Annotated in this window: 25 protein-coding genes and 1 other RNA gene; 19 read left to right on the top strand and 7 right to left on the bottom strand. The window is 68.0% G+C overall.

The window, feature by feature from the left end:
- Positions 1–87 precede the first annotated feature (87 nt).
- The 9 genes from gatC (at position 88) to ACMUOO_RS01995 (ending at position 6,289) form a co-directional block, all read left to right on the top strand.
- Positions 88–375 carry an Asp-tRNA(Asn)/Glu-tRNA(Gln) amidotransferase subunit GatC gene (gene gatC / locus ACMUOO_RS02035; RefSeq protein ID WP_301919071.1) on the top strand — a complete coding sequence of 96 codons (288 nt, stop codon included), beginning with the start codon at positions 88–90 and terminating at the stop codon, positions 373–375.
- Positions 372–1,859: an Asp-tRNA(Asn)/Glu-tRNA(Gln) amidotransferase subunit GatA gene (gene gatA / locus ACMUOO_RS02030; protein ID WP_301919070.1), complete on the top strand. Its 1,488-nt coding sequence runs from the start codon at positions 372–374 to the stop codon at positions 1,857–1,859. The genes gatC and gatA overlap by 4 nt, the downstream gene beginning before the upstream one ends.
- Positions 1,860–1,894: 35 nt before the next feature.
- On the top strand, positions 1,895–2,728 hold the full coding sequence (locus ACMUOO_RS02025) for a hypothetical protein (protein WP_301919069.1): 834 nt from the start codon (positions 1,895–1,897) through the stop codon (positions 2,726–2,728).
- A 1-nt stretch (position 2,729) separates the two neighbouring features.
- Entirely contained in the window at positions 2,730–3,401 is a 672-nt protein-coding gene (locus ACMUOO_RS02020; RefSeq protein ID WP_301919068.1) for an N-acetylmuramoyl-L-alanine amidase, read from the top strand.
- Positions 3,402–3,413: 12 nt separating this feature from the next.
- Positions 3,414–3,828: RNase P RNA component class A (gene rnpB / locus ACMUOO_RS02015), an RNA gene on the top strand.
- Positions 3,829–3,928: 100 nt separating this feature from the next.
- Positions 3,929–4,633: a tellurite resistance TerB family protein gene (locus ACMUOO_RS02010; protein WP_301919067.1), complete on the top strand. Its 705-nt coding sequence runs from the start codon at positions 3,929–3,931 to the stop codon at positions 4,631–4,633.
- Between the two features lie 147 nt (positions 4,634–4,780).
- Positions 4,781–4,948 carry a 50S ribosomal protein L33 gene (gene rpmG / locus ACMUOO_RS02005; RefSeq protein ID WP_017928995.1) on the top strand — a complete coding sequence of 56 codons (168 nt, stop codon included), beginning with the start codon at positions 4,781–4,783 and terminating at the stop codon, positions 4,946–4,948.
- A 68-nt stretch (positions 4,949–5,016) separates the two neighbouring features.
- Positions 5,017–5,520, top strand: coding sequence for a GNAT family N-acetyltransferase (locus ACMUOO_RS02000; RefSeq protein ID WP_301919066.1), 504 nt, complete (start codon positions 5,017–5,019; stop codon positions 5,518–5,520).
- Positions 5,521–5,596: 76 nt separating this feature from the next.
- On the top strand, positions 5,597–6,289 hold the full coding sequence (locus ACMUOO_RS01995; RefSeq protein WP_301919065.1) for a VIT1/CCC1 transporter family protein: 693 nt from the start codon (positions 5,597–5,599) through the stop codon (positions 6,287–6,289).
- Between the two features lie 59 nt (positions 6,290–6,348).
- On the opposite strand, the gene ACMUOO_RS01990 is transcribed toward ACMUOO_RS01995, so the two are convergent.
- Positions 6,349–7,122: a Bax inhibitor-1/YccA family protein gene (locus ACMUOO_RS01990; RefSeq protein WP_301919064.1), complete on the bottom strand. Its 774-nt coding sequence runs from the start codon at positions 7,120–7,122 to the stop codon at positions 6,349–6,351.
- A gap of 113 nt (positions 7,123–7,235) precedes the next feature.
- The gene (locus tag ACMUOO_RS01985; protein WP_301919063.1) at positions 7,236–7,442 is read right to left on the bottom strand and encodes a DUF1127 domain-containing protein; all 207 of its coding nucleotides are present in this window, start codon (positions 7,440–7,442) and stop codon (positions 7,236–7,238) included.
- A 121-nt stretch (positions 7,443–7,563) separates the two neighbouring features.
- On the opposite strand from ACMUOO_RS01985, the gene ACMUOO_RS01980 reads away from it, so the two are divergent.
- Entirely contained in the window at positions 7,564–8,499 is a 936-nt protein-coding gene (locus ACMUOO_RS01980) for a LysR family transcriptional regulator (RefSeq protein WP_301919062.1), read from the top strand.
- Here the strand turns inward: ACMUOO_RS01980 and ACMUOO_RS01975 are convergent.
- Positions 8,452–9,411: an NADPH:quinone oxidoreductase family protein gene (locus ACMUOO_RS01975; protein ID WP_301919061.1), complete on the bottom strand. Its 960-nt coding sequence runs from the start codon at positions 9,409–9,411 to the stop codon at positions 8,452–8,454. The genes ACMUOO_RS01980 and ACMUOO_RS01975 overlap by 48 nt on opposite strands.
- 326 nt (positions 9,412–9,737) lie before the next feature.
- On the opposite strand from ACMUOO_RS01975, the gene ACMUOO_RS01970 reads away from it, so the two are divergent.
- From ACMUOO_RS01970 to ACMUOO_RS01960, 3 genes are all read left to right on the top strand, one after another.
- Positions 9,738–10,100 (top strand): helix-turn-helix domain-containing protein, encoded by a 363-nt coding sequence (locus ACMUOO_RS01970; RefSeq protein WP_291337383.1) that lies wholly within the window; start codon positions 9,738–9,740, stop codon positions 10,098–10,100.
- 60 nt (positions 10,101–10,160) lie between these two features.
- Positions 10,161–10,958 (top strand): inositol monophosphatase family protein, encoded by a 798-nt coding sequence (locus tag ACMUOO_RS01965; RefSeq protein ID WP_301919060.1) that lies wholly within the window; start codon positions 10,161–10,163, stop codon positions 10,956–10,958.
- A 105-nt stretch (positions 10,959–11,063) separates the two neighbouring features.
- Positions 11,064–12,401 carry an 8-oxoguanine deaminase gene (locus ACMUOO_RS01960; RefSeq protein ID WP_301919059.1) on the top strand — a complete coding sequence of 446 codons (1,338 nt, stop codon included), beginning with the start codon at positions 11,064–11,066 and terminating at the stop codon, positions 12,399–12,401.
- 36 nt (positions 12,402–12,437) lie between these two features.
- Here ACMUOO_RS01960 and guaD read toward each other — a convergent pair whose 3' ends face one another.
- Complete coding sequence (gene guaD / locus ACMUOO_RS01955; protein ID WP_301919058.1) at positions 12,438–13,736, bottom strand: guanine deaminase; 1,299 nt, start codon at positions 13,734–13,736, stop codon at positions 12,438–12,440.
- A gap of 128 nt (positions 13,737–13,864) precedes the next feature.
- Between guaD and mgtE the strand changes: the two genes are divergently transcribed.
- The gene (mgtE, locus tag ACMUOO_RS01950) at positions 13,865–15,247 is read left to right on the top strand and encodes a magnesium transporter (RefSeq protein WP_301919057.1); all 1,383 of its coding nucleotides are present in this window, start codon (positions 13,865–13,867) and stop codon (positions 15,245–15,247) included.
- Positions 15,244–15,798 carry a 5-formyltetrahydrofolate cyclo-ligase gene (locus ACMUOO_RS01945; RefSeq protein ID WP_301919056.1) on the top strand — a complete coding sequence of 185 codons (555 nt, stop codon included), beginning with the start codon at positions 15,244–15,246 and terminating at the stop codon, positions 15,796–15,798. Before mgtE ends, ACMUOO_RS01945 begins: the two co-directional genes overlap by 4 nt.
- Positions 15,799–15,834: 36 nt before the next feature.
- Here ACMUOO_RS01945 and ACMUOO_RS01940 read toward each other — a convergent pair whose 3' ends face one another.
- A complete protein-coding gene (locus ACMUOO_RS01940; protein ID WP_301919055.1) occupies positions 15,835–16,464 on the bottom strand; it encodes a VPLPA-CTERM sorting domain-containing protein in 630 nt (209 codons plus the stop codon).
- A gap of 200 nt (positions 16,465–16,664) precedes the next feature.
- Between ACMUOO_RS01940 and ACMUOO_RS01935 the strand changes: the two genes are divergently transcribed.
- Together ACMUOO_RS01935 and ACMUOO_RS01930 are read left to right on the top strand one after the other, a co-directional pair.
- The gene (locus ACMUOO_RS01935; protein ID WP_301919054.1) at positions 16,665–17,477 is read left to right on the top strand and encodes a YmdB family metallophosphoesterase; all 813 of its coding nucleotides are present in this window, start codon (positions 16,665–16,667) and stop codon (positions 17,475–17,477) included.
- Between the two features lie 185 nt (positions 17,478–17,662).
- Positions 17,663–19,441, top strand: coding sequence for an SLC13 family permease (locus tag ACMUOO_RS01930; RefSeq protein WP_301919053.1), 1,779 nt, complete (start codon positions 17,663–17,665; stop codon positions 19,439–19,441).
- A gap of 10 nt (positions 19,442–19,451) precedes the next feature.
- Here ACMUOO_RS01930 and ACMUOO_RS01925 read toward each other — a convergent pair whose 3' ends face one another.
- A complete protein-coding gene (locus tag ACMUOO_RS01925; protein WP_301919052.1) occupies positions 19,452–21,221 on the bottom strand; it encodes an SLC13 family permease in 1,770 nt (589 codons plus the stop codon).
- 114 nt (positions 21,222–21,335) lie between these two features.
- On the opposite strand from ACMUOO_RS01925, the gene ACMUOO_RS01920 reads away from it, so the two are divergent.
- Complete coding sequence (locus tag ACMUOO_RS01920; RefSeq protein WP_301919051.1) at positions 21,336–22,076, top strand: YebC/PmpR family DNA-binding transcriptional regulator; 741 nt, start codon at positions 21,336–21,338, stop codon at positions 22,074–22,076.
- Between the two features lie 13 nt (positions 22,077–22,089).
- Here ACMUOO_RS01920 and ACMUOO_RS01915 read toward each other — a convergent pair whose 3' ends face one another.
- Positions 22,090–22,956, bottom strand: a complete 867-nt coding sequence (locus ACMUOO_RS01915) for a LysR family transcriptional regulator ArgP (protein ID WP_301919050.1) — start codon at positions 22,954–22,956, stop codon at positions 22,090–22,092.
- Between the two features lie 89 nt (positions 22,957–23,045).
- Between ACMUOO_RS01915 and ACMUOO_RS01910 the strand changes: the two genes are divergently transcribed.
- Positions 23,046–23,648 (top strand): LysE/ArgO family amino acid transporter, encoded by a 603-nt coding sequence (locus ACMUOO_RS01910; RefSeq protein WP_301919049.1) that lies wholly within the window; start codon positions 23,046–23,048, stop codon positions 23,646–23,648.
- The last annotated feature ends 52 nt before the right edge of the window (positions 23,649–23,700 follow it).

Genomic DNA, 23,700 nt, shown 5'->3' with positions numbered 1-23,700 from the left:
AGGGGGCCGGCGCCCTTGCGGGCAAGCCTTGTCACGGGTAAACCCTGCCCCGATCAAGGCCCCGATCCAAGAGAAGAGTGAAGCCCCATGTCGATCGACATCTCGACCGCGCGCAAGGTGGCGCATCTGGCGCGGATCGCCGTCAAGGAAGAGGACCTGCCGGCGCTGGCGGGCGAGCTTTCGGCCGTGCTGGCTTTCATGGAGCAATTGAACGAGGTCGATGTGGAGGGCGTGGAGCCGATGACGAGCGTCACGCCGATGCGGCTGAAGCGACGCGCCGACGTGGTCACGGACGGCAATATCCAGGCGCAGATCCTGTCGAACGCGCCCGATGCGCGGGAAGGGTTCTTCGCGGTGCCGAAGGTGGTCGAATGAGCGGGCTCAACGAACTGACCATTGCCGCCGCGCGGGATGCGCTGCGCAAGGGCGAAGTGACCTCGGCCGAACTGACCGAGGCCTGCCTTGCGGCGATCGAGGGAGCGGGCGCGCTCAATGCCTTCGTCCACAAGACGCCCGAGATTGCGCGGGAACGGGCGGCGGCGGCGGACCAGCGGCTGAAGGCGGGCGATGCGCCGCCGATGTGCGGCATCCCGGTCGGGATCAAGGACCTCTTCTGCACCAGGGGCGTGCCAAGCCAGGCCGCGTCGAATATCCTGAATGGCTTCCGGCCGGAGTATGAATCGACCGTCAGCCAGCAGCTCCAGGACGCCGGAGCGGTGATGCTCGGCAAGCTCAACATGGACGAGTTCGCCATGGGGAGCAGCAACGAGACGTCGTGCTACGGCAATGCCGTGAACCCCTGGCGGCGCGGCAATGATGCGGCGCCCCTCACCCCCGGCGGATCGTCGGGCGGTTCGGCGGCGGCGGTGGCGGCGGACCTCTGCCTTGGCGCGACCGGCACCGATACCGGCGGCTCGATCCGCCAGCCGGCGGCCTTCGTGGGCATTACCGGCATCAAGCCGACCTACGGCCGCTGCTCGCGCTGGGGGATCGTCGCCTTCGCCTCGTCGCTCGACCAGGCCGGGCCGATGACCAAGGACGTGCGCGATGCCGCGATCATGCTCTCGGCGATGTGCGGGCACGATCCGAAGGACAGCACCAGCGCCGACATCCCGGTGCCGGACTTCGAGGCAGCATTGACCGGCGACATCCGCGGCAAGAAGATCGGCATCCCGCGCGAGTACCGCATGGACGGCATGCCGGACGAGATCGAGAAGCTTTGGGCCGACGGCACCGCGATGATGCGGGACGCTGGCGCCGAGATCGTCGACATCTCGTTGCCGCACACGAAATACGCGCTGCCGGCTTACTATGTCGTGGCGCCGGCCGAGGCGTCCTCGAACCTCGCCCGCTATGACGGGGTGCGCTACGGTCACCGGGCGAAGCTGGCGCAGGGCGATGGCATCACCGAGATGTACGAGAAGACCCGCGCCGAAGGCTTTGGCCACGAGGTGCAGCGCCGGGTGATGATCGGAACCTATGTGCTCTCCGCCGGGTTCTACGATGCCTACTACAACCGCGCCCGCAAGGTTCGCGCGCTCATCAAGCGCGACTTCGAGACGGTCTTTGCCGACGGCATCGACGCGATCCTGACGCCCGCGACCCCGTCGGCCGCCTTCGGCCTGGGCGAGATGGCGAATGCCGATCCGATCGCAATGTATCTCAACGACGTCTTCACCGTGACGGTGAACCTCGCCGGTCTGCCGGGCATCGCGGTTCCCGCTGGGCTCGACCGGCAGGGCCTGCCGCTTGGCCTGCAACTGATCGGGCGGCCGTGGGAGGAGGGGGCATTGCTGAATCACGCCTATGTGCTGGAACGCGCGGCGGGCTTTGTTTCCAAGCCGGTGAAATGGTGGTAAGGGCCGCGCTCAGACCGGGACTTCAGGGGTTTTCGATGCGTCCGCTCGTCATTTCTGGACTTGCCGTCCTGCTTCTCGCCGGCTGCCAGCCGCCGGTCCCGGACAGCCGCGCGGCGGGTGTCGGGTTCGAGGACTATAGCTCCTACCAGCGGCGCCGCGTCGCCGAGGCGGAGGCCGCACGAGTCGCTGCCGCATCCGCCCCGGTGCAGACGGTGCAGGGCCCGGTGCAGAACCCAGCCGTGCCGTTTCCCGCGCCCGCCGGAGCCTACGCCGGTGCGGCTGCCCCGGCCGGGACCGGCGCACCCACGGCAGCCGAACTGGCGCAGGCCGGGATCGGCCCGGCCACAATCGCCGCGCCCATCGCTCCGCAGCAGCCCTCCGGTGCGCTGCCTGCGGGCGTGCCGCCGGCGAACGCGGCCGTCGCCGAGACGCCGGGCTATTATCCGCCCGCCGCGACCGCGGCTTCTCCGGACCATTCCGGCATCTCGGACGAGAACGATTTTACCGCCGTCTCGTCGCGCGAGTCGATCGAATCCGACAAGGCCCGCATTGCCCAGAACCGCGCGGCCTATCAGCAGGTCCAGCCAACCGAACTCCCGGAACGGAGTCCTGAGGCGGCGAAGGCGGTCGATCTCGTGCAATATGCGCTGAAGGCGCCGAACCGGCTCGGCGAGGCGGTCTATCCCCGCTCTCGCATCGCGCTTTCCAGCAGCGAGAAGGCCTGCGCCCGCTACCCCTCGCCTGAGGCTGCGCAGCAGGCGTTCCTGTCCTCCGGCGGGCCGAAGCGCGATCCCAAGAACCTCGACCCGGACGGCGACGGCTTCGCCTGCTACTGGGATCCGACGCCGTTCCAGCAGGCGAAGAACTGAGGTGACGCGGCCGCCTTCGCCGAACTTCGGTGAGCGGCGCGGCGGCGCGCGGCCCGATCTGGTGGTGATCCATTATACGGCCATGCCCGGTTGCGCCGAGGCGCGGGCGCGGCTCTGCGACCCGAACGCCGAGGTTTCGGCGCATTACCTCATCGCAGAGACCGGTGAGGTCGACGCGCTCGTGCCCGAGGAGGCGCGCGCCTGGCACGCCGGGGCGGGGGCCTGGGGGCGCGTGACGGACGTGAACTCCCGCTCCATCGGCATCGAGCTCCAGAACCCCGGCGACGCACCCTTTCCCGAACCGCAGATGGCAGCGCTCGAACGGCTGCTCGCCGCAACCATGGCGCGCTGGCAGATCCCGCCCGAGCGGGTGATCGGCCATTCCGACATGGCTCCGGATCGCAAGCGCGACCCGGGCCCGCGCTTCGACTGGCAGCGGCTCGCCCGGTCGGGCCTCGCGATCTGGCCGGGGCCGGCGGGCGACCCCACGGCGCCTCTTGCCGCCTCGCTCCGGGCGATCGGTTACCCCGAGGCGACCCCGGCCACGCTGCTCCACGCCTTCCGTCTGCGGTTCCGGCCCTGGGCGACGGGCCCGGAGGGGCCGGAGGACCGGGCTGCGGCCGATGACATCGCTCGGCGGTTCCCGGTTGACGACGGGCCATCGCGCGCCTAACTCATCGTTCGCGCGGAGGGCCGGATGGCCGCGTCCCGGATCACGTCCGGGGCGAGGAAAGTCCGGACTCCCTGAAGCGACGGTGCCGGGTAACGCCCGGCCGGGGAAACCCGAGGGAAAGCGCCACAGAGAAGAGACTACCCGTCTCAGGGCGGGAAAAGGTGAAACGGTGGGGTAAGAGCCCACCGCGGGCCTGGCAACAGGACCGGCAAGGCAAGCCCCACCGGGAGCAATGCCGAATAGGGGCCTCGCGCGGGGGCCGGTCCCGGATCTCGGTCCGGGAGACCGCCCGCAGGGACGCTTCGACCCGAGAGGCCCGGGTTGGCAGCTTGAGCGCGCCGGTAACGGCGGGCCGAGAGGAATGGTCATCCAGCCCCGGATCACGGTCCGGGGTGGACAGAATCCGGCTTACAGGCCCTCCGCGCATTTCCGCCCCTCGGTTCATCCGGTGCCCCGTCGGCGTCGAAACCGCGTGATTGTTACATCGGCCGCGTTATGATGGAGAAAGTCTGTCAGGGAGTTCCACCATGAGTTTCGTCAGAACGCTTGCCACGCTCGCCATCGGCTTCGCCGCGGCGCGGGGGTACACGAAATACAAGGACATGGGCGGGATGCCCGGCGTGAAGGATGCGATGAAGAAGGCCGGCGAGCCGGGCGGCGTCGTCGACCAGTGGGGCGAGCAGGCCGAGAAGATGGGCATTCCGGGCGGATCGAAGACCGTCCGGGAGATGTACGACCGCTTCGGCGGTGCAGCCGAGGCGACCGAGGCCGGGCTCGGCGGGCTCATCGCCTCGATGACGAGTGCTGCGGCCGCGGGCGGCAAGGTCGTGGGCGACATGATGGAGGCGGTCTCGGGTGCCACGCCCGCCTCGGCGATCAACGAGGCGAATGCCAAGCTGATGATCCGCGCAATGATCATGGCGGCCAAGTCCGACGGCGAGATCGACGCCGAGGAACGGGCGAAGATCATGGACCATCTCAGCGACGCGAGCGACGAGGAGATCGCCTTCGTCGAGGCCGCGCTCGACGCGCCGCTCGACGTGGCGGCGCTGGCGCAGGAAACCGGCGCGGCGATGCGGGAGCAGGTCTACTCGACCTCGCTCATGGCGATCACCGTCGATACGCCGGCCGAACAGGCATACCTCGCCCAGCTCGGCACCGCGCTCGGCCTCACGGCCGAGGTTCGGGCGAAGCTGCACGCCGCGATGGGCAAGCCCGCGCCGGGCGCCTGAGGGGCCGGGCCCGCCACGGGGCAGGGACACCCAGATTTCCCGCCGCGCGCCCCGGTTTTGCGGTTGACTCCGTGCGGGGGCTGAGTAAAAGGCGGGCTTCAAGGATTTCGCGGGCGGCCCGAGCCGCCCGGCCAGTGGAGAACGACGATGGCGAAGCCGACGACGATCAAGATCCGTCTGAACTCGACGGCGGGCACCGGGCACTTCTACGTGACCAAGAAGAACGCCCGCACCATGACCGAAAAGATGGTCGTGCGGAAGTACGACCCGGTGAAGCGCGAGCACGTCGAATACAAGGAAGGCAAGATCAAGTAGGATCGCCTGTCCCTGGCAGGGTTCGGGGCCGCGCGGTTCGCGCGGCCCTTTCGTTTTGCGAGGCGGTCATGGATTTCAGTGTCCGCCCCGCGGGGCGGGACGACATCGCCGGCATCGACGCGCTGCTGGCGCGCGCCTACCCGCGCCTGCTGAAGGCCGACTACCCGGCGTCCGTCCTCGTGACGGCGCTGCCGCTGATTTCCCGCGCGCAGCCGGCGCTTGTGACATCGGGCACCTACTACGTGGCCGAGGACAGGGCGGGCCGGTTGCTCGGCGGCGGCGGCTGGACGGCCGCGATCCCCGGCAGGTCCGGTCTGGTGGGGCCTGGCAGGGCGAACGTTCGCCACATGGTGACCGACGACCGCGCCGTCCGGCGGGGCATCGGAAGTGCCGTACTCGGCCGCGCCCTGGCCGAGGCGCGGGCGGCCGGCATGGCCTGGATGCACTGCCTCTCCACCCGGACCGCGGTGCCCTTCTACGAATCGATGGGATTCACGGCCTTGGGCACAGTGACGGTGCCGCTCGCCCCCGGCATCGACTTTCCCGCGGTGGAGATGCGGCGCGACCTCTGACCGGCGGGTGGGACACTTGACCTTCGCGGGGCGCGGGCGCCTTCTGTCCGCAGCATCGCAATGACCGGAGCCCAGCATGGAACGCCGCCACCGAGAGGAACACTACGTTGCCCGGGTCGGCTGGCTTCGCGCTGCGGTCCTCGGCGCGAATGACGGCATCGTCTCGACGGCCTCTCTGATCGTCGGCGTGGCGGCGGCGTCCGGCCGGGCGGAGGTGCTTCTGGCCGGGGCGGCGGGGCTTGCCGCCGGGGCGCTCTCGATGGCGGCGGGGGAATATGTCTCCGTCTCGTCGCAGGCGGATACCGAACGGGCCGACATTGCTCGCGAGCAAGCGGAAATCGCGGGCGACCCGGAGGAGGAGCTGCATGCACTCGCCTCGATCTACGAGGATCGCGGCGTACCGCCCGCCCTCGCGCGTGAGGTGGCCGCGGCGCTTCACGCGAAGGACGCGCTCGCCGCCCATGTGCGCGACGAGCTCGGCATCTACGAGCATACCGAGGCACGCCCGCTTGTTGCCGCTATGGCGTCGGCGGCGACCTTCGCGGTGGGGGCGGCGCTGCCGCTTGCCACCGCCGCAGTCGTGCCGGAGGCGGCGATCACGCTCTGGGTCACGGTGCTGTCGCTGATATTCCTCGCCCTGCTCGGCGCGGTCGGCGCCCGGGCGGGCGGGGCGCCTGTGCTGCGCGCCGTGGCGCGTGTCACGTTCTGGGGCGCGGTTGCCATGGCGGTCACGGCCGTCGTCGGCAAGATCTTCGGCGCGGTCGTCTGAGCCAACGCAAAAGGGCCGGGGTTTCCCCCGGCCCTTCGGTTGCTGCCCTTACCCTCAGGTCACTCGCGATTGCCGAGGAACTGCAGCAGGAACATGAACATGTTGATGAAGTCGAGGTAGAGGTTCAGCGCGCCCATGATGGCGGCCTTGCCGAGCCACTCCGCGTCGCCGTGCTGGGCATGGGCGATGTAGGTGTTCTTGATGTTCTGCGTGTCATAGGCCGTGAGACCGGCGAAGATCAGCACGCCGAGCGCCGAGATCGCGAACATCACCGCGGGCGAGCCAAGGAAGATGTTGACGATCGACGCGACCAGAAGACCGATCACGCCCATGATGAGGAACGAACCCCAGGCCGAGATGTCCTTCTTCGTCGTGTAACCCCAGAGCGACAGGCCCGCGAAGGCGATCGCGGTGACGAGGAAGGTCTGCACGATCGAGTAACCGGTGAAGACCAGGAAGATCGAGCTGAGCGACAGTCCCATCAGCGCGGCATAGGCGTAGAAGTAGACCTGAGCGCCGGCTTCCGAGACGCGGTTGAGCACGGCGCCGAATGCGAAGACCATGATGAGCGGCGCGAACATGATGAGCCACTTCAGCGGCGAGCCGTAGAGCGCATAGCCGAAGTCCGTGAGGTAGCGGTCGGCGCCGATCTGGTACTGCGTGGGCACATCGCTCATCGCGAGGCCGGAGATCGCCCAGGCCGCTGCGCCGGTGATCAGCATGCCGACGGACATGAGTCCGTAGACCTTGTTCATATGGGCCTTGAGGCCTTCGTCGATTTGCAGTGCCTGCGCACCGACGCGGCCGGCCCGGATGGTTTGATAGTCAGCCATGAAAGCCTCCAGATACATTCCCTTGCGCCGCCCGCGAGAGCGGCGCACCCGGAGTGAAATATCGGGAAGCTGTCGCGTCATTTCAAGGCTTTCCCGCCGGTTTGCGCGGGTTTTCACGACCGCCAGTTGGCGGGCACGTCCCAGATCGGGCGCGATGCCTCCCTCTCGGCGGCGTCGCGGGTGACGCCGATGTCTTCGAGGAGGTGGTCTCCGAGGTCGCGCAGGCGGGCGCGGTGGCGCCGCAAGGCGAGGGCCGCGCGGATGCGGGCGGCGAGGCCGGGGCGGTGGCGCCCGTGGCGCCGAGGGATGACGTGGTCCATGGTAATGCCTTTTTTCGGTGATGAATTGAAGGCCTTCCATCAGAAGGCTTGATAAATATGCGGCGATGTGATCAATATGGGAAACGAATGATTGTTGTCTTGTCCATCAAGGATGGTGATCATGGCTCGCAACCTCGATCTTACCGCCCTGCGCGCTCTGGTGGCTGTCACCGATGCCGGGGGCGTGACCCGCGCGGCGGGTCTCCTGAACCTCACCCAGTCCGCGGTCTCGATGCAGATCAAGCGGCTGGAGGAAGGCCTCGGGGTCGAACTGTTCAGCCGGGCGCAGCGCAAGCTGACCCCGACGCCCGAGGGCGACCAGCTCCTCGGCTATGCGCGGCGGATGCTGGAACTGAACGACGAGGCGCTGACGCGGTTGACCGACACGGCCTTCGAGGGCGAGATCCGGCTCGGCGTGCCGCACGACATCGTCTATCCGGAGATTCCGAAGATTCTGAAGGCGATGGCCGCCGAGTATCCGCGTGTCCGGGTCAACCTGGTGGCCTGCTTCACCTCGAAGCTGAAGGAGGGGTTCGCGCGGGGCGAATACGACGTCATCCTGACGACTGAGGCATCGCCGGGGGAGGGGGGCGAGCGGCTGGCCACCCGCAAGCTGGTCTGGATCGGTGCGCCCGATGGCATCGCCTGGCAGCAGCGACCGCTCCGGCTGGCCTTCGTTGAGCGTTGCTTCTTCCGCCCGATCGCCCAGGCGGCGCTGAATGGCGCGGGCGTTCGCTGGGAGATGGCGGTGGGCGGCGAATCGGAACAGGTGGCCGAGGCGACGGTGACGGCGGACCTTTCAATCTCGGCGCGGATGGAGGGGGCGATCCCGGCCGGAACCGTGGTCATCGACGGAGCCAATGCTCTGCCGGACCTCGGCCACCTCGACATCTGTCTCTACCGGGCCGGCGTCCAGAAGGGCGAGGTGATGGACAAGCTCCTGACCCAGCTCCGCTGCGCCTATGGCGATGCTCGGTGCTGCCTCAGGGTGATTTCCGGCGAGGCCGGGTCAGAGGGTGACGACGACCTTTCCCGTCGACTGACGGCTGCGGAGTAGTTCCAGAGCCTCTGCCGCCCGCTCGATGGGCAGCTCGTGGGAGACATGCGGATGGAGCGTGCCGGCGCCATACCACTCGAGAAGGGTCTGCAGGCTTCCCGTCAGGACCTCCGGGCGGAACTTCAGGTAGCCGCCCCAGTAGAGCCCGATGACGGTAAGGTTCTTCACGAGGAGGTGGTTCGCCGGGATCTGCGGCACCGTCCCGCTGGCAAAACCGATGGGGATGATCCGCCCGCCAGGATTGGTGGCGCGGAACGCCGCCACGAACTGGGCGCCGCCCACCGGATCGTAGACCACGTCCGCGCCGCCGAGCGCGCGGACCTCCGCCCTGAGGTCGACGGTCTCGCTGTCGATGATGTGATCGGCCCCTGCCGCCCGGGCGGCCTCGAGCTTGTCGGCGCCGCGGGCGCAGGCGATGACGCGCGCTCCGAGGACCTTGCCGACCTCGACCGCCGTCAATCCGACGCCCCCGGCGGCCCCGAGGACGAGAAGCGTCTCGCCCGGACGAAGCGCCGCGCGGTGGTCCAGCGCGACGTGGGCGGTGCCGTAGGCGATCTGGAACCCGGCGGCATGGGCGAAAGGCATCGCATCCGGGATCGGCAGGCAACGCGCCGCCGGGAAGCAGCCATAGTCGGCGAGCCCGCCGGTGCCGGCGAAGGCCGCGACGCGGGTCCCCGGAGGTGGTCCCGTGACGCCGGGTCCAAGCGCATCGACGATGCCCGCAACCTCCATGCCGAGCGTCAGCGGCGGTTCGGGCCGTTCCTGATACCTGCCCTCGATCATCAGGAGATCCGCGAAGTTGAGTCCGCAGGCCGCGATCCTCACCCGGACTTCGCCTGGCCCCGGCTCTGGCCGCGGCAGCACGCGAAGTGCCGGTGTCTCTCCGAATCCGTTGATGCCGAATGCTCGCATGCCGCCCTCCTTCTCCTTCCGCAGGCTAGCGGGGCAAATGTTGGCGTTCCAGCGGAAGAAGCCACCCGCCTGTTGCGGAATGCAAACTATTTCCGCGAGAAGCTTTCGCATTATGCAATGCAATATGCGACATAATTTTCGGGCGAGCAGACGGACATGTATTTTCGTATAGGATGACTGTTTCCGCTTTTTGTGGCCTAAAGCCTTTAACTGTCCCGTTGTCGAGCGTTCCTGCGGAAACAAGTTTTTTTTCTTAATTCCGACAGGCATCGCTCACTTGGTACGATACTTGCTTGATAGGTTGCAGCAGAGGATTGGAGATTGTCATGAAGCATCCCGTGGACGTCCATGTCGGCAAGCGTGTCCGTCACCGGCGCTGGATGGTGGGGATGACCCAGCAGCAGCTCGCCGACAAGGTCGGAATAAAGTTCCAGCAGATACAGAAGTACGAGACCGGCATGAACCGGATCTCCGCCTCGCGGCTCTGGGACATCTCCGATGCGCTCGGCGTTCCGATCAGCTTCTTCTTCGAGGGCCTGGATCAGGAAAACCAGATCGTCGAGGAGATCGACGGCGACATCCTCGCCGACAAGGAGGCGTTGATGCTGGTGAGGTCCTACTACGCGATCCCCGAGGCGCAGCGCCGCCGGCTTTTTGACCTGGCCAAGGTCCTGTCGGACGCCGCCTGAAAGGATTGACGGTACCGGGGCAGGGGGCTACCGCTTGACCGTCCCAAGCGGAGCCCCGTGATGCCCCTGTCCGACGCCGAAACCCGCGCGCTGATCGAAACCGCCCATGCGCTTGCGGACGCGGCGCGGGAGGAAACGCTCGCGCATTTCCGCAGTGACGGTCTGGCCGCCGACAACAAGCTCACCACGCATTTCGACCCGGTCACCGTGGCCGACCGCGCCGCCGAAACGCGGATCCGCGCGATCCTCGCCGAGCAGCGCCCCGCCGACGCGATCCTCGGCGAGGAGTTTGGACCGAAGCCCGGGACGTCGGGCCTCACCTGGGTCATCGACCCGATCGACGGAACGCGGAGCTACATGTCGGGCACACCAACGTGGGGCGTCCTGATTTCGGTCGCGGATGCCACCGGGCCGCTCTTCGGACTGATCGATCAGCCCTTCATCGGCGAACGCTTCGCCGGAGGCTTCGGTGTGGCGGAGGTGGCGGGGCCGATGGGTCGCCATCCGCTCCGGACCCGCGCGCCGCGCCCCCTTGCCGAAGCGATCCTCTTCACCACCTTTCCCGAGGTCGGCACCGCCAGCGAAGGCGCGGCCTTCGACCGGGTGAAGGCAAGGGCCAGGCTCACCCGCTACGGGCTCGACTGTTACGCCTACGCGCTGGTGGCCGCCGGGCAGATCGACCTGGTGATCGAGGCGGGGCTTCAGGCCTATGACGTGCAGGCGCCCATCGCCGTGATCGAGGCCGCGGGCGGCATCGTCACCGATTGGCAGGGCCGCCCTGCGGCCGGTGGCGGACGGATCCTCGCCGCCGCCAACCGCGACATCCACGCCGAGGCCATGGCGGTTCTGAACGGCTGACCGGTCTGGCGCGCGGCGCCGCCGTCCCTTAGGCTTTCCCTGCCGGCCGAGTCCTTGCCCCTTCTGTCGCCGGCCGTTCCGCTCACCGAAGGGGGAGGGGAACCCATGGCCGAACTGCTGATCCGCGGCGCGACGCGCCTTGTCACAATGAACCCGGAGCGGGACGAGATCGCGGGGGGCGATCTCCTGATCCGCGAGGGCATCATCGCCGCCATCGGCGAGGGCCTTGCCACGACGGGCGAGGTGATTGACGCGACGGGCTGCGTCGTGACACCCGGCCTCGTCAACACCCACCACCACCTCTACCAGACGCTCACCCGCGCCGTCCCCGGCGGACAGGACGCGCTCCTCTTCGGCTGGCTGAAGACGCTCTATCCGATCTGGGCTCGCTTCGGGCCGGAGGAGATGCGCGTCTCGGCGCTGACCGGCCTTGCCGAACTCGCGCTCTCCGGCTGCACGCTCACGTCGGACCACCTCTACCTCTACCCGAACGGCGCCCGGCTTGACGACACGATCGGCGCCGCGGCCGAGATCGGCCTTCGCTTTCACCCCACCCGCGGCGCCATGTCGATCGGCGAGAGCAAGGGCGGCTTGCCGCCCGATGCGCTGGTGGAGGACGAGGCGGCGATCCTGAAGGACATGGAGCGGGTGGTGGATGCGTTCCACGATCCGGCGGAAGGCGCCATGGTCCGCGTCGGCCTCGCCCCCTGTTCGCCCTTCTCGGTCAGCCGCGACCTGATGCGCGAAACCGCCCTCCTCGCCCGCGACAAGGGGGTGATGCTGCACACCCACCTCGCCGAGAACGACGAGGACGTGGCCTTCTCGCTCGCGCACTTCGGCTGCCGGCCGGGGCAATATGCCGAGGACCTCGGCTGGACCGGGCCGGATGTCTGGCACGCCCACTGCGTGAAGCTCGACACGGCCGAGATCGGCCTCTTCGCCCGCACACGCACCGGCGTCGCCCATTGCCCCTGCTCGAACTGCCGCCTCGGCTCGGGCATAGCGCCCCTCCGGGCGATGCGCGATAAGGGCGTCCCGGTGGGCCTCGGCGTTGACGGTTCCGCCTCGAACGATGCGGGCAGCCTGATCGGGGAGGCCCGCCAGGCGATGCTCCTGCAACGGGTGGCGCTGGGCGCGAACGCCATGTCCGCGCGCGAGGCGCTGGAGATCGCCACGCTCGGCGGTGCCGCCGTGCTCGGCCGGCCGGACTGCGGATCGCTCGCCCTCGGCAAGCGGGCCGATATCGCCATATGGGATATCTCCGACATCGGGGCCGCCGGCGCCTGGGACCCGGTGGCGGCGTTGCTGCTCTGCGGCCCGCGCCATGTCCGCGACCTCTTTGTCGAGGGCCGCCCGGTCGTGCGGGGCGGCCAACTGACCACACTCGACCTGCCGCGACTGATCGAAGACCAGACCCGGATCGCCCGCCGCCTCATGGCCTGACGTCCGGCTTTTCAGGTGCGAATTGCCCCCGCCGGATCAGGCAGGCCGCGGAAGGATGCGCTGCCCGCCAACCCAGACGGCGGCGATCGCCCGGTCGTCGCCCATCATGATCGTCGGGAAGAGCGCTTCCCAGATGTCCTCCGACCGGGCTGCGCGCTGGGCGATGGCGGGGGTGGAAGCAAGGTCGATGGCCACGATGTCGGCCTCCATCTGCGGCGCGAGATTGCCGATCAGGTGATCGGCCCTGAGCGCGCGCGCCGAACCTTGCGTCGCCAGCCACCAGAGTTCGGACGGGTGCAGCGCCCGGTGGCGGAGCTGCGCCACCTCGTAGGCCGCGGCCATCGTCCTAAGCATCGAGAAGGACGATCCGCCGCCGGTGTCGGTCGCAATCCCGATCCGGAAGCCGCCCCTCGCGAGCCCGTCCATGTCGAAAAGCCCCGAGCCGATGAAGGTGTTGGAGGTCGGACAGTGGATCAGGCTCGCATCGACCTCGCGCAGCCGGTCGCGCTCGCGCGGTTCGAGGTGGATCGCATGGCCGAAAAGCGCGCCGGGGCCAAGGAGCCCGTGCGTCTCGTAGGTGTCGAGATAGTCGCGCGCGTGCGGATAGAGCGACTTCACCCAGGCGATCTCGTCGGTCTGCTCGCTCAGATGCGTCTGCATCAGGCAGGTGGGGTTCCCGGCCCAGAGCGCGCCGAGTGCGGCAAGCTGGTCGGGGGTGGAGGTCGGCGCGAAACGCGGGGTGATGACGTAGGACAGCCGTTCGACCCCGTGCCAGCGCTCCAGAAGCCGCCGGCTGTCGTCATAGGAAGACTGAGCCGTGTCGCGCAGGCCCTCGGGCGCGGTCTTGCGGTCCATGCAGGTCTTGCCCGCCCAGGCGCGCAATCCGCGCGCCTGGGCCTCGGCGAAGAAGGCATCGACGCTTTCGGGATGGATCGTGCAGTAGCTGCAGACGCTCGTGGTGCCGTGGGCGAACAGCAGGTCGAAGTAGCGCGCCGCGATCCCGGACGCGTAGGCCGCGTCGCCGAACCGCATCTCCTCGGGGAAGGTGTAGGCGTTCAGCCAGTCGATCAGCCGCTTGCCCCAGCTCGCGATGATCGCGGTCTGGGGATAATGCGCATGGGCATCGACGAATCCGGCGGATAGAAGCCGGTTGCCGCAATCGGTCAACGCCGCGTCCGGGTGCATGCGTCGCAGGTCGTCGGCTTCCCCTACCGCGCGGATGAGCCCGTCCTCCACCAGCACGGCCCCGCGCGCGGAATGGCGCGCGGCGGAGGGGCCTTCTTCCATCGGGTTGCCGTCGAACCGCAAGACCTGGCCAAGGATCAATTCCGCCATCACCGCCCTTCCGCCGCACGTTGCCGGGCCAGTCTAAGCCCATGTCCGCGCCGGGGAAATCGGCCTTTGCCCCTGTTTCTTTGAAACTCCTTCCGGTAAGGTCGCCGCAATCGGGCAAAGGGGGCGGGATGGCCGAGGACGCGGAAGACATCGTCGAACGGGACGAGGACGACTACGGCCTCGACCCCCGTGTCGTGCAGTCGATCCGCGTGGCGATCGAGGCGGGCGACGGGGCGACCATCGACATCCTGATGGAGCCCCTGCACCCGGCCGACATCGCCGACGTGCTGGAACAGATCGGCCCGGCCGAGCGGCGCGACCTCGTCGGGCTCTGGCCGAAGGGGTTCGACGGCGACGTCCTGTCGGAACTCGACGAAGGGATTCGCGAGGAGATCATCGAGGCGCTGCCGCACGAGGTCCTGACCGAGGCCGTGCGCGAGCTTGACAGCGACGATGTCGTGGACCTCATCGAGGACCTCGAGGAACCGGTCCAGGAACGCATCCTCGACGCGCTCGAGATGAGCGACCGGGTCGCCGTCGAACAGTCGCTGACCTATCCTGAATATTCCGCCGGTCGCCTCATGCAGCGCGAGGTGGTGACTGCGCCCGAACACTGGACAGTGGGCGGGGCGATCGACTTCCTGCGCTCCGCGCCGGAACTGCCGGACCAGTTCTACCACGTCATCCTCGTCGATCCGCGCTGGCACCCGGTGGGCTATGTCACGCTCGGCAAGATACTGTCTTCGAAACGCGACACGCCGCTATCGGCGATCACCGAGGACAGTTTCCGCACCATTGACGTTCTCGACGAGGAAGGCGACGTCGCCTATGCCTTCAACCAGTATCACCTCATCTCGGCCCCGGTGGTGGACGAGAACGAACGGCTCGTCGGCGTCATCACCATCGACGACGCGATGGCGGTCCTTGACGAGGAGCACGAGGAAGACATCCTGCGCCTCGCCGGCGTCGGCGAGGGGTCGCTGTCGGACAGCGTGATCGAGACGACGAAGCAGCGCATCCTCTGGCTGGGCGTGAATCTCGTCACCGCGATCGTCGCGTCCTTCGTCATCGCCCAGTTCGAGGACGTGATCGCCCGCGCCGTGGCGCTTGCGGTGCTGATGCCGATTGTCGCCTCGATGGGCGGCAATGCGGGAACCCAGGCGCTGACCGTCGCGGTGCGGGCGATCGCGACGCGCGACCTGACAGGATCGAACCTCTGGCGGGTGGTCAGGCGCGAGGTTCTGGTCGGCGCCGTCAACGGCATCGTCTTCGCACTCGTCATGGGGGCGGTCGGCTGGCTCTGGTTCGGCTCCGCCGCGATCGGCGCGGTGCTGGCCGCCGCGATGGTGGTCAATCTGGTGGTGGCCGGGCTTGCCGGCATCCTCGTGCCGGTGACGCTCGAAAAGGCGGGCGTGGACCCGGCGCTTGCGTCCGGCGCCTTCGTGACGACGGTGACCGATGTGGTCGGGTTCTTCGCCTTTCTCGGGCTCGCGGCGCTGGTGCTCCTGTGACGCTGGCGGAGATCAAGGCGGCGGCACGGGGGGCGGCCTTCGCCCGGAGAAAACTCGCTTTCACTGAGCGAAAACAAACTGATTCCAGCCTGTTGCGTGATGTTCTTCGCACCTACATTGACTGCCCGCTCGCCGGTTACATGCCGATGCGGACGGAAGTCGACTGTCTGCCGGCGATGGCAGCGCATTCGGGGCCCGTGGGTGTGCCGGTGATCCTCGGCCCGGGGCAGGCGCTCAGGTTCCGCCGCTGGACGCCCGGTGCGCGGCTGGTTCCCGGCGATTTCGGCGCGCTCATTCCCGAGGTGGGCGACTGGGTCGAGCCGAGGGTGCTCGTCGTGCCGCTCCTCGCCTTCGACCGGAGGGGCTATCGGCTCGGCTATGGCGGAGGTTTCTACGACCGGACGCTGGAGGGCCTGAGGGCGCGCGGGCCGGTCACGGCCATCGGTTTCGCCTTCGCGGCGCAGGAGGTGCCCGAGGTGCCGACCGAACCGACCGACCAGCGGCTTGACCTGATCGTGACGGAAAGCGAGGCGATCACGCCGGGGGCGTGACCCTGCCCGACGACGGGACATTCAGGGGGAGGGCGGTCAGCCCTTGCGGCGCCGCGCGAAGGCCGCGAGCCCGAGGGCGCCCGCACCGAGGAGAAGTCCGGAGGCCGGGAGCGGCACCGGGGCGACGGGGATGTCGCTGAACACGACCTCGTCCAGGTTGATATGGCCGCAGGGAGCGTCGCACGACGCTTCTGTCTCAGGATAGAGGATTTCGATCGAGAACGCGTCTAGCCCGGTGAATGCCTCGTCGAGCACGATGTTCTGGACGGTTCCATAGATGGGCGACATCGTGATGTGATCGCGCACGATCTGCGTACCGTTCAGGAATCCGCGGATGATGATGTTTCCCGTTACCGTCGGCGCTTCATCGTAGAAGCTGAATCCAAGAGATGTGAACGAGAACCTTAGGACATCGAATACCGAACTGGCTGTGAAGATGACGCCGGACGTATAGGCATATGCATCGTCGAGGTGGACGGACCCACCGCCGCCACCCAAGGCGGCGCCCGGTACCGTCGCCCTTACCGTCACGCCGTTCTCGACATAGGGCTCGTCGACGAGGTCTTGCGTCAGGTCGTCGAAGCTCACCGTCGTGGCGGACGCGGTGCCGGCGACGATGACAAATCCGGCTGAAAGCATTGCTGCGCGCAAGGAATGGAATGTCATCGCACACCTCGATCTCTGCTTCCCTCTTGTAGGGTAGCCTTGTCCTTCGCAGGGCGTCAATGAATACGGCAGGACTCAGGCAATTGGGGCAAAACTGAGGCGAATGGGTCACGCCGGAACCTGCCCGTCGGGCTTTCCCTGCGGCCGGCCGTCCGCGTCTCGTGCTTGCCCTCGGGCCGCAGGGCGACTAGGCAGGGCACATGCGGATACTCTTTCTCGGCGACGTCATGGGACGGGCAGGGCGCGCGGCCGTAGCGGCGCGGCTGCCGGGCCTCCGTGCCGACTGGGCGCTGGATTTCGTGGTGGTCAACGGCGAGAACGCGACCTCCGGCGCGGGTCTGTCGCCCGAGCATGCCAAGGCGCTCCTCGCGGCCGGTGCCGACTGCCTGACGCTTGGCGACCATGCCTTCGACCAGAAGGACATGCTGTCCTTCATCGAGACCGAGCCGCGCATCCTGCGCCCGCTGAACTACGCGAAGACCGCGCCCGGCAAGGGCGCGCGCGTCTTCCCGGCCGCCGGCGGGCGAAAGGTAATGGTCGCGCAGGCGCTCGGGCAGGTCTTCATGAAGCGCCCCTTCGACGATCCCTTCTCGGCGGTGGACGCCGTGCTGCGCGCGCATCCCCTGGGGGGCGCGGTGCAGGCGACGCTCATCGACATGCATTGCGAGGCGACGAGCGAGAAGATGGGAATGGGCCACTGGTGCGACGGGCGTGCGAGCCTCGTCATCGGCACCCATACCCATGTGCCCACCGCCGATGCCCAGATACTGCCCGGAGGCACCGCCTTCCAGTCGGACGCCGGCATGTGCGGCGACTACAACTCGATCATCGGGATGGACAAGCTCGAACCGATGCGCCGTTTCGTGACCGGCATGGGGAAGGACCGTTTCACCCCGGCGGCGGGCGAGGCGACGCTGTGCGGCACGCTGGTGGAGACCGACGACCGCAGCGGCCTTGCGAGGGCGGTGCACATGGTGCGGATCGGCGGGCGGCTTGCGCCGTCCGCCCCGTGATTCCACCCTTGAGCGGTCCGTCGAAGGTGGCCTCCGACCGGAAAAGCAGTAGCCTTCCGCAACGATCCGCCGCGGTGCCCGGTTATTGTGCGAAAGGTCGCGAAGCGCCGAGGTCCGCGCGTGCCTCGCTTGCCACATCGCACCGCGTCGATATGATCGCGCCGCATGAGACGTGGTATCGCTGAATGATCGACCTGTCCCTCTCGCCGCAGGGCGAGGCCATCCTGACCCTCCTCATCGTCGCGGGCATGTTCGTCATGTTCGTACGCGAGACGTTCCCGACCGAGGTCGTCGCAATCGCCGGGGCGGCACTCTTCCTCGTCCTCGGCATCCTGCCCTACGACGAGGCGTTGAAGTCGCTGACCAACCCCGCACCCTGGACCATCACGGCGATGTTCCTGATCATGGGGGCGCTCGTCCGGACCGGCGTGCTCGAATGGCTCACGCACACGGCCGAGGCCAATGCCGACCACCGTCCGACGGTGACCCTGATCATCCTTTTCGGCGTCGTGGCGCTGGCTTCGGCGTTTCTCAACAACACTCCGGTCGTCGTCGTGATGATCCCGGTCATGGTCTCGGTAGCCCGCAAGCTCAACCTCTCGGCCTCCAAGCTCCTGATCCCGCTCAGCTACGCGGCGATCCTCGGCGGCACCGTCACGCTTATCGGCACCTCGACGAACCTGATCGTCGACGGGGTGGCGAGGACGCAGGGCATGGAACCCTTCACGATCTTCGAGATCACGCCCCTCGGCGCGATCCAGGTGCTCGTCGGCTTGGTCTATGTCGCCACCATCGGCCGTCGGCTGCTGCCTGACCGGCAATCTATGGGCCTGATGCTCGGCGACCGGAGGAAGCTCAAGTTCTTCACCGAGGTGGCGTTGCCGGAGGATTCCAAGCTCGTCGGCCAGCGGGTGCTCGAGGTCGACCTCTTCAAGCGGCCGGGCGTCCGGGTGATCGACGTCCTGAGGGGCGATGCCTCGCTGCGCCGCGACCTCGATCCGGTGGTGCTGCAGGCGGGCGACCGCGTGGTGCTCAGGACCGAAATGGCGGAACTGCTCGGCCTTCAGGAAAACCGGGACATCCGGCTCGTCGACAAGCTCTCCTCGGTGCAGACCGAGACGGTGGAGGTGCTGATCTCTCCCGGCTGTCGGATGGTGGGCCGTTCCCTCGGCGAATTGCGCCTGCGGCGGCGCTACGGCGTCTATACGCTCGCCGTCCACCGCCGGAACCAGAACATCGGCCGCCAGCTCGACGACCTCGTTGTCGTGGTAGGCGATACGCTGCTCCTGGAAGGCGCGCCCGAGGATATCCAGCGGCTCGCGGCCGACATGGAGCTCGTCGATGTGACGAAGCCCACGGTCAAGGCCTATCGACGGTCCAAGGCGCCGATCGCCTTCGGCGTGCTTGCGGGAATCGTCGCGCTGTCAGGACTTGGCGTCGCGCCGATCCTGTCGCTGTCGGTCGTGGGGGTGGCGCTCGTGCTTCTCGCCCGCTGCATCGACGCGGACGAGGCGTTTTCCTTCATCGAGGGGCGGCTTCTCGCGCTCATCTTCGCGATGCTGACGGTCGGCGCGGCGCTCGACCATTCGGGCGCCGCTGAGCTGCTGGTCGGCTGGGTCAGCCCCGCCCTGCGGGACCTGCCGCCGCAACTCGTGGTGCTGGCCGTCTACCTCCTTGCGATGGTGATGACCGAGATCATCTCGAACAACGCGGTGGGCGTGATCTTCACCCCCGTGGCCATCGAGCTTGGCCACTCGCTCGGCGTTGATCCCCGCGGTCTAGTCGTCGCCGTCATGTTCGCGGCCTCGGCGGCCTTCTCGACGCCGATCGGCTACCAGACCAACATGCTGGTCTACGGGCCGGGAGGCTACAGGTTTTCCGACTACCTGAAGGTCGGCATTCCGCTCAATCTTCTGCTTGCCTGCACGGCGAGCCTGACCATTCCCCTGATCTGGCCACTCTGAAGCGCCCCGGCTAGAGCGGCCAGAAGAAAAGAATCGCGGGAAGTCCCGTGGCGATGACAAGCAGTTCCAGCGGCAACCCCATCGGCCAGTAGTCGCCGAACCGGTATCTGCCCGGGCCGAGGATCAGCATGTTGTTCTTGTGACCGATCGGCGTGAGGAAGGCACAGGACGACGCGACCGCCACGGCCATCAGGAAGGGGTCGGGGGATGCCCCGAGCGAATGCGCCATCGAGATGCCGACGGGTCCCGCGACGATTGCCGTCGCGGTGTTGTTGAGCACGTCCGAGAGTGACATCGTCACGACCATCAGCAACAGCAGCGCGACCCACGCCGGGGCGCCGAGCGACAGCCGTACAAGACCTGCCGCGATCAGGTCCGTGCCGCCCGAGCTTTCCAGCGCGTTGCCCAGCGGTATCATCGACCCGAGCAGGACGATGACCGGCCACTCGACATGGTCGTAAATCTCGACGAGCGGCAGCACGCGGGTCGCCACGTAGCCCACGGCCACGATCCCGAGCGCCACGGGCAGGTCGATCAGCCCCAGGCTCGCCGCCAGAACGGCAGCGGCGAAGATGCCGACAGCGGGCCAGAGCCGTTCCTCCTTGGTGACCGACAGGCCGCGGCCGGCAAGCGGCAGACAACCGAGCCATTCGATGACCTGATCCGTCGTATCGGCCGGCGTCAGCAAGAGCAGGACGTCCCCGGCGCGGATGCGCGTCTTGCGCACCGGCCCCCTGATCCTCTGACCGCGACGGGAAATGCCAAGCAGCACGCTGCGCTGGCGCCAGGCCAGCCCGACCGCCTCGGCCGTCTTGCCCCGGATGCGTGCCGTCGCCGGCACCACCGCCTCGGCGAGGTCGAAGCCTGCCTTCTCGGCAGTCAGATAGGTCTTGCGGCGATGGTCGGCGAAGTCCAGTCGCAGTCCCGATCGAATCTCGTCGAGCGCCTCTGCGGCGGCCTCGAACAAAAGCACGTCTCCCGCTTCGATGATCCGGTCGCGCGCCACGGCATAGCGCCGTTTGCGGTCGCGGATCAGGGCCAGAACCGTTGCGTCGGTCCGGTCGGCTTCGTCGTACAGGACCGACATCGGCTGGCCCACAAGGCGCGATTCCTTCCCGACGGTCAGCTCGGCCAAATAGGCTGCGGGTGGCGCGGCCTGGGCCGCGTCCTGTTGCCGGGGGATCAGCCGCCACCCCGCCAGGGCGACGAACAGGATGCCGATGACCGCGACCACGCTCCCCACCGGGGCGAAATCGAACATCTGGAACGGCGCGCCGAGATAATCCTGGCGGAGCGAGGCGATGATGATGTTCGGCGGCGTCCCGATCAGCGTGATCATGCCGCCAAGGATCGTTGCGAAGGAAAGCGGCATGAGCGACATGGCTGGCGCGCGGCCGGCCTTTCGGGCCGTTTCCATGTCGACCGGCATCAGAAGCGCCAGCGCCGCGACGTTGTTCATGAATGCCGAGAGGAGTCCGCCGACGGCCCCCATGATCGCGATGTGACCGGCCAGCGCGCGGTCGGTGGTCAGGAGCCGCCGCGCAATCGCCATGACGACACCCGTGCGGGTCAGACCGGCAGACACGATCAGGACAAGCGCCACCACGAGTGTCGCGGGATGGCCGAAGCCTTCGAACGCGCCTTCGGCGGGCACGACCCCGAGCACCACAGCGGCCAACAAGGCCGAAAAGGCAATGAGATCGTAGCGCCACCGCCCCCAGACGAGCGCCGCAAAGACGAGCGCGAAGAGCCCGAAGAGAATGATCTGTTGCTGTGTCATGACCCCAGTGAACCTTTCGCGCCGACAAAGTGCAACCGGCGCTCAGCCTTGCAGGTTCCCTGCTCCCTGACATATAGAGACGCCGGTTACCCGGAAGGACGGACGGAGAGGGTCATGGCAGGCCATTCGAAATGGGCCAACATCCAGCATCGCAAGGGCAAGCAGGACAAGCTGCGCTCCAAGATGTTCTCGAAGCTTGCGAAGGAAATCACCGTCGCGGCCAAGATGGGCGACCCCGATCCGGACAAGAACCCGCGCCTCAGGCTCGCGGTGAAGGCGGCCAAGTCGCAGTCGATGCCGAAGGATGTGATCGACCGCGCGATCAAGAAGTCGCAGGGCGGTGACGCGGCCGACTACACCGAGATCCGCTACGAGGGCTATGGCCCGAACGGCATCGCGGTGATGGTGGAGACGATGACCGACAACCTCAACCGCACCGCGTCGAACGTGCGCAGCACCTTTGCCAAGTTCGGCGGCAACCTCGGCACCACGGGCTCGGTCAGTTTCATGTTCGACCGGGTGGGCGAGATCACCTACCTCGCCTCGGCCGGGGACGCCGACACGGTGATGATGGCGGCCCTCGACGCCGGCGCGGAGGACGTGGAATCCGACGAGGAGGGGCACTGGATCTATTGCGCCGCCGACGGTCTTTCGGACGTGACCGAGGCGCTGGAACGGCAACTCGGCGAGTGCGATGAAGCCAAGCTCGTCTGGAAGCCGCAGACCCGCACCAACGTGGACCTCGAGACCGCGCAGAAGCTGATGCGGCTCATCGAGACGCTTGAGGACGACGACGACGTCCAGACCGTCACGGCGAACTTCGACGTGCCGGAAGATATCGCCGCCCAGCTCTGACCGGCCACACCGGTCAGGCCAAGGCGGCCGCGGCTGCCCTTCGCAGGGAGGCCGTGAGGGGCGCCAGGGCCCGCCCGGCCAGTCGCGTGACCTGCCAGTGGAGCGCGACGTCCAGCGTCTCCTCCGCCAGCGGCACCAGGCTGCCGGCGGCGATCTCCGCCCGGATGAGGGGAAGGGGGTTCATGCCCCAGCCGATCCCGAGCCTCGCTGCCTCGACGAAGGCGTGGCTCGACGCCATGAGGTGCGTCTGCAGCGCGATGGCCCGTCCGGCGCGGCTGCGGACCCAGTCCGCCTGCAGCCGGTCCTTGCGGTTGAATGTGAGGGCAGGGGCATCGGCCAGGGCCTCCGCCGTCACTCCGCCCGGAAACCATCGCGCCACGAAAGCGGGGCTGGCCGTCGCGACATAGGCGAGCCGACCGAGAGGATGGGTGTCGCAGCCGGCAAGGGGCGCGCCATGGGCGGTCACCGCCGCCTGTACCTCACCCCGGCGCAGCAGCTCGGCCGAATGGTCCTGATCGTCGATGACGAGGTCGAAGAGAAGTCCCGGAACGGCGGCGAGCGCCGGCAGGAACCAGGTCGCGAGGCTGTCGGCGTTGACGGCGATGCGCACATGCGCCCGACCCTCCGACTGCCCGAGATCGGCCGCGAGCGTGCGTTCGAGAAGCGCCACCTCCTCGGCGTGGCGCACCAGCCGAGCGCCGGCCGGAGTTGGCCGGCACGGGTCAGCGCGGATGACGACGGCGGTGCCGAGCCGTTCCTCCAGGGCGCGGATGCGCTGCGAGATCGCCGAGGGCGTGACGTTCAGCGCCGCCGAAGCGGCCTCGAAGCTGCCGGTCCGGAGAATGGCGGCGAGCGCCTGCAGATGGGCGGGATCGAACATTAGCAAGACTTAACTGAATTTCGTCAGTTTAACTGGAATGATCTTTTCCGCAGGGCTAGTCAAGGCGCGTCGCCGTCACGGAGCGCATAATGCCAATCCCCTTTCTTGCCGGTTTCCAGCTTTCCTTCGGACTGATCATGGCGATCGGGGCGCAGAATGCCTTCGTCCTGCGGCAGGGCGTCCGGCGCGAGCACGTGCTGGCGGTCTGCCTCTTCTGCGCGGCCTCGGATGCCATTCTCATCGCCGCGGGGGTTGCGGGCATGGGGGCCCTCGCCGACCGCGTGCCGGCGGCGGGCGCTGTGCTGCGCTGGGGCGGGGTGGCCTTCCTCCTCTGGTATGGCGCGCGCGCCTTCCGCGCCGCATGGGCAGGCGGCGAGGCGCTTCAGGCCGCGCGGGGCGGCGGCGAGCCGCTGGCCCGGGTCATCGCCACGCTGGCGCTTCTGACCTGGCTCAACCCCCATGTCTGGCTCGACACCGTGGTCCTGATCGGCTCCATCGCGTCGCAGTATCCGGGCCGGTCGGCCGCCTTCGGTGCGGGCGCTGCCACGGCCTCATTCGTCTTCTTCCTCGCGCTCGGCTTCGGCGCGCGGCTTCTTGCGCCGCTCTTCGCGCGGCCGCGCGCCTGGCAGGCGCTCGACGCGGTGGTCGGCGTCATCATGTGGACGATCGCGGCCCGGCTGGCCTTCGGATGAGCCGCGGGGGGGGGATACCCCCTTGCGGCTGCCCGGCGGATCGCGTTCTGTC

It is taken from the genome of Albidovulum sp. (genome assembly GCF_041919395.1).
Taxonomy (GTDB): domain Bacteria; phylum Pseudomonadota; class Alphaproteobacteria; order Rhodobacterales; family Rhodobacteraceae; genus Albidovulum.
Note: the sequence above shows the minus strand (reverse complement) of the source record. Positions and strands in the feature narration are given on the sequence as shown.

Bases quoted from the DNA above. Each gene is read 5' to 3' on its own strand.
- gatC (WP_301919071.1), top strand. From the start codon at position 88: ATGTCGATCGACATCTCGACCGCGCGCAAGGTGGCGCATCTGGCGCGG.
- gatA (WP_301919070.1), top strand. From the start codon at position 372: ATGAGCGGGCTCAACGAACTGACCATTGCCGCCGCGCGGGATGCGCTG.
- ACMUOO_RS02025 (WP_301919069.1), top strand. From the start codon at position 1,895: ATGCGTCCGCTCGTCATTTCTGGACTTGCCGTCCTGCTTCTCGCCGGC.
- ACMUOO_RS02010 (WP_301919067.1), top strand. From the start codon at position 3,929: ATGAGTTTCGTCAGAACGCTTGCCACGCTCGCCATCGGCTTCGCCGCG.
- rpmG (WP_017928995.1), top strand. From the start codon at position 4,781: ATGGCGAAGCCGACGACGATCAAGATCCGTCTGAACTCGACGGCGGGC.
- ACMUOO_RS02000 (WP_301919066.1), top strand. From the start codon at position 5,017: ATGGATTTCAGTGTCCGCCCCGCGGGGCGGGACGACATCGCCGGCATC.
- ACMUOO_RS01995 (WP_301919065.1), top strand. From the start codon at position 5,597: ATGGAACGCCGCCACCGAGAGGAACACTACGTTGCCCGGGTCGGCTGG.
- ACMUOO_RS01990 (WP_301919064.1), bottom strand. From the start codon at position 7,122: ATGGCTGACTATCAAACCATCCGGGCCGGCCGCGTCGGTGCGCAGGCA.
- ACMUOO_RS01985 (WP_301919063.1), bottom strand. From the start codon at position 7,442: ATGGACCACGTCATCCCTCGGCGCCACGGGCGCCACCGCCCCGGCCTC.
- ACMUOO_RS01980 (WP_301919062.1), top strand. From the start codon at position 7,564: ATGGCTCGCAACCTCGATCTTACCGCCCTGCGCGCTCTGGTGGCTGTC.
- ACMUOO_RS01975 (WP_301919061.1), bottom strand. From the start codon at position 9,411: ATGCGAGCATTCGGCATCAACGGATTCGGAGAGACACCGGCACTTCGC.
- ACMUOO_RS01970 (WP_291337383.1), top strand. From the start codon at position 9,738: ATGAAGCATCCCGTGGACGTCCATGTCGGCAAGCGTGTCCGTCACCGG.
- ACMUOO_RS01965 (WP_301919060.1), top strand. From the start codon at position 10,161: ATGCCCCTGTCCGACGCCGAAACCCGCGCGCTGATCGAAACCGCCCAT.
- ACMUOO_RS01960 (WP_301919059.1), top strand. From the start codon at position 11,064: ATGGCCGAACTGCTGATCCGCGGCGCGACGCGCCTTGTCACAATGAAC.
- guaD (WP_301919058.1), bottom strand. From the start codon at position 13,736: ATGGCGGAATTGATCCTTGGCCAGGTCTTGCGGTTCGACGGCAACCCG.
- mgtE (WP_301919057.1), top strand. From the start codon at position 13,865: ATGGCCGAGGACGCGGAAGACATCGTCGAACGGGACGAGGACGACTAC.
- ACMUOO_RS01940 (WP_301919055.1), bottom strand. From the start codon at position 16,464: ATGACATTCCATTCCTTGCGCGCAGCAATGCTTTCAGCCGGATTTGTC.
- ACMUOO_RS01935 (WP_301919054.1), top strand. From the start codon at position 16,665: ATGCGGATACTCTTTCTCGGCGACGTCATGGGACGGGCAGGGCGCGCG.
- ACMUOO_RS01930 (WP_301919053.1), top strand. From the start codon at position 17,663: ATGATCGACCTGTCCCTCTCGCCGCAGGGCGAGGCCATCCTGACCCTC.
- ACMUOO_RS01925 (WP_301919052.1), bottom strand. From the start codon at position 21,221: ATGACACAGCAACAGATCATTCTCTTCGGGCTCTTCGCGCTCGTCTTT.
- ACMUOO_RS01920 (WP_301919051.1), top strand. From the start codon at position 21,336: ATGGCAGGCCATTCGAAATGGGCCAACATCCAGCATCGCAAGGGCAAG.
- ACMUOO_RS01915 (WP_301919050.1), bottom strand. From the start codon at position 22,956: ATGTTCGATCCCGCCCATCTGCAGGCGCTCGCCGCCATTCTCCGGACC.
- ACMUOO_RS01910 (WP_301919049.1), top strand. From the start codon at position 23,046: ATGCCAATCCCCTTTCTTGCCGGTTTCCAGCTTTCCTTCGGACTGATC.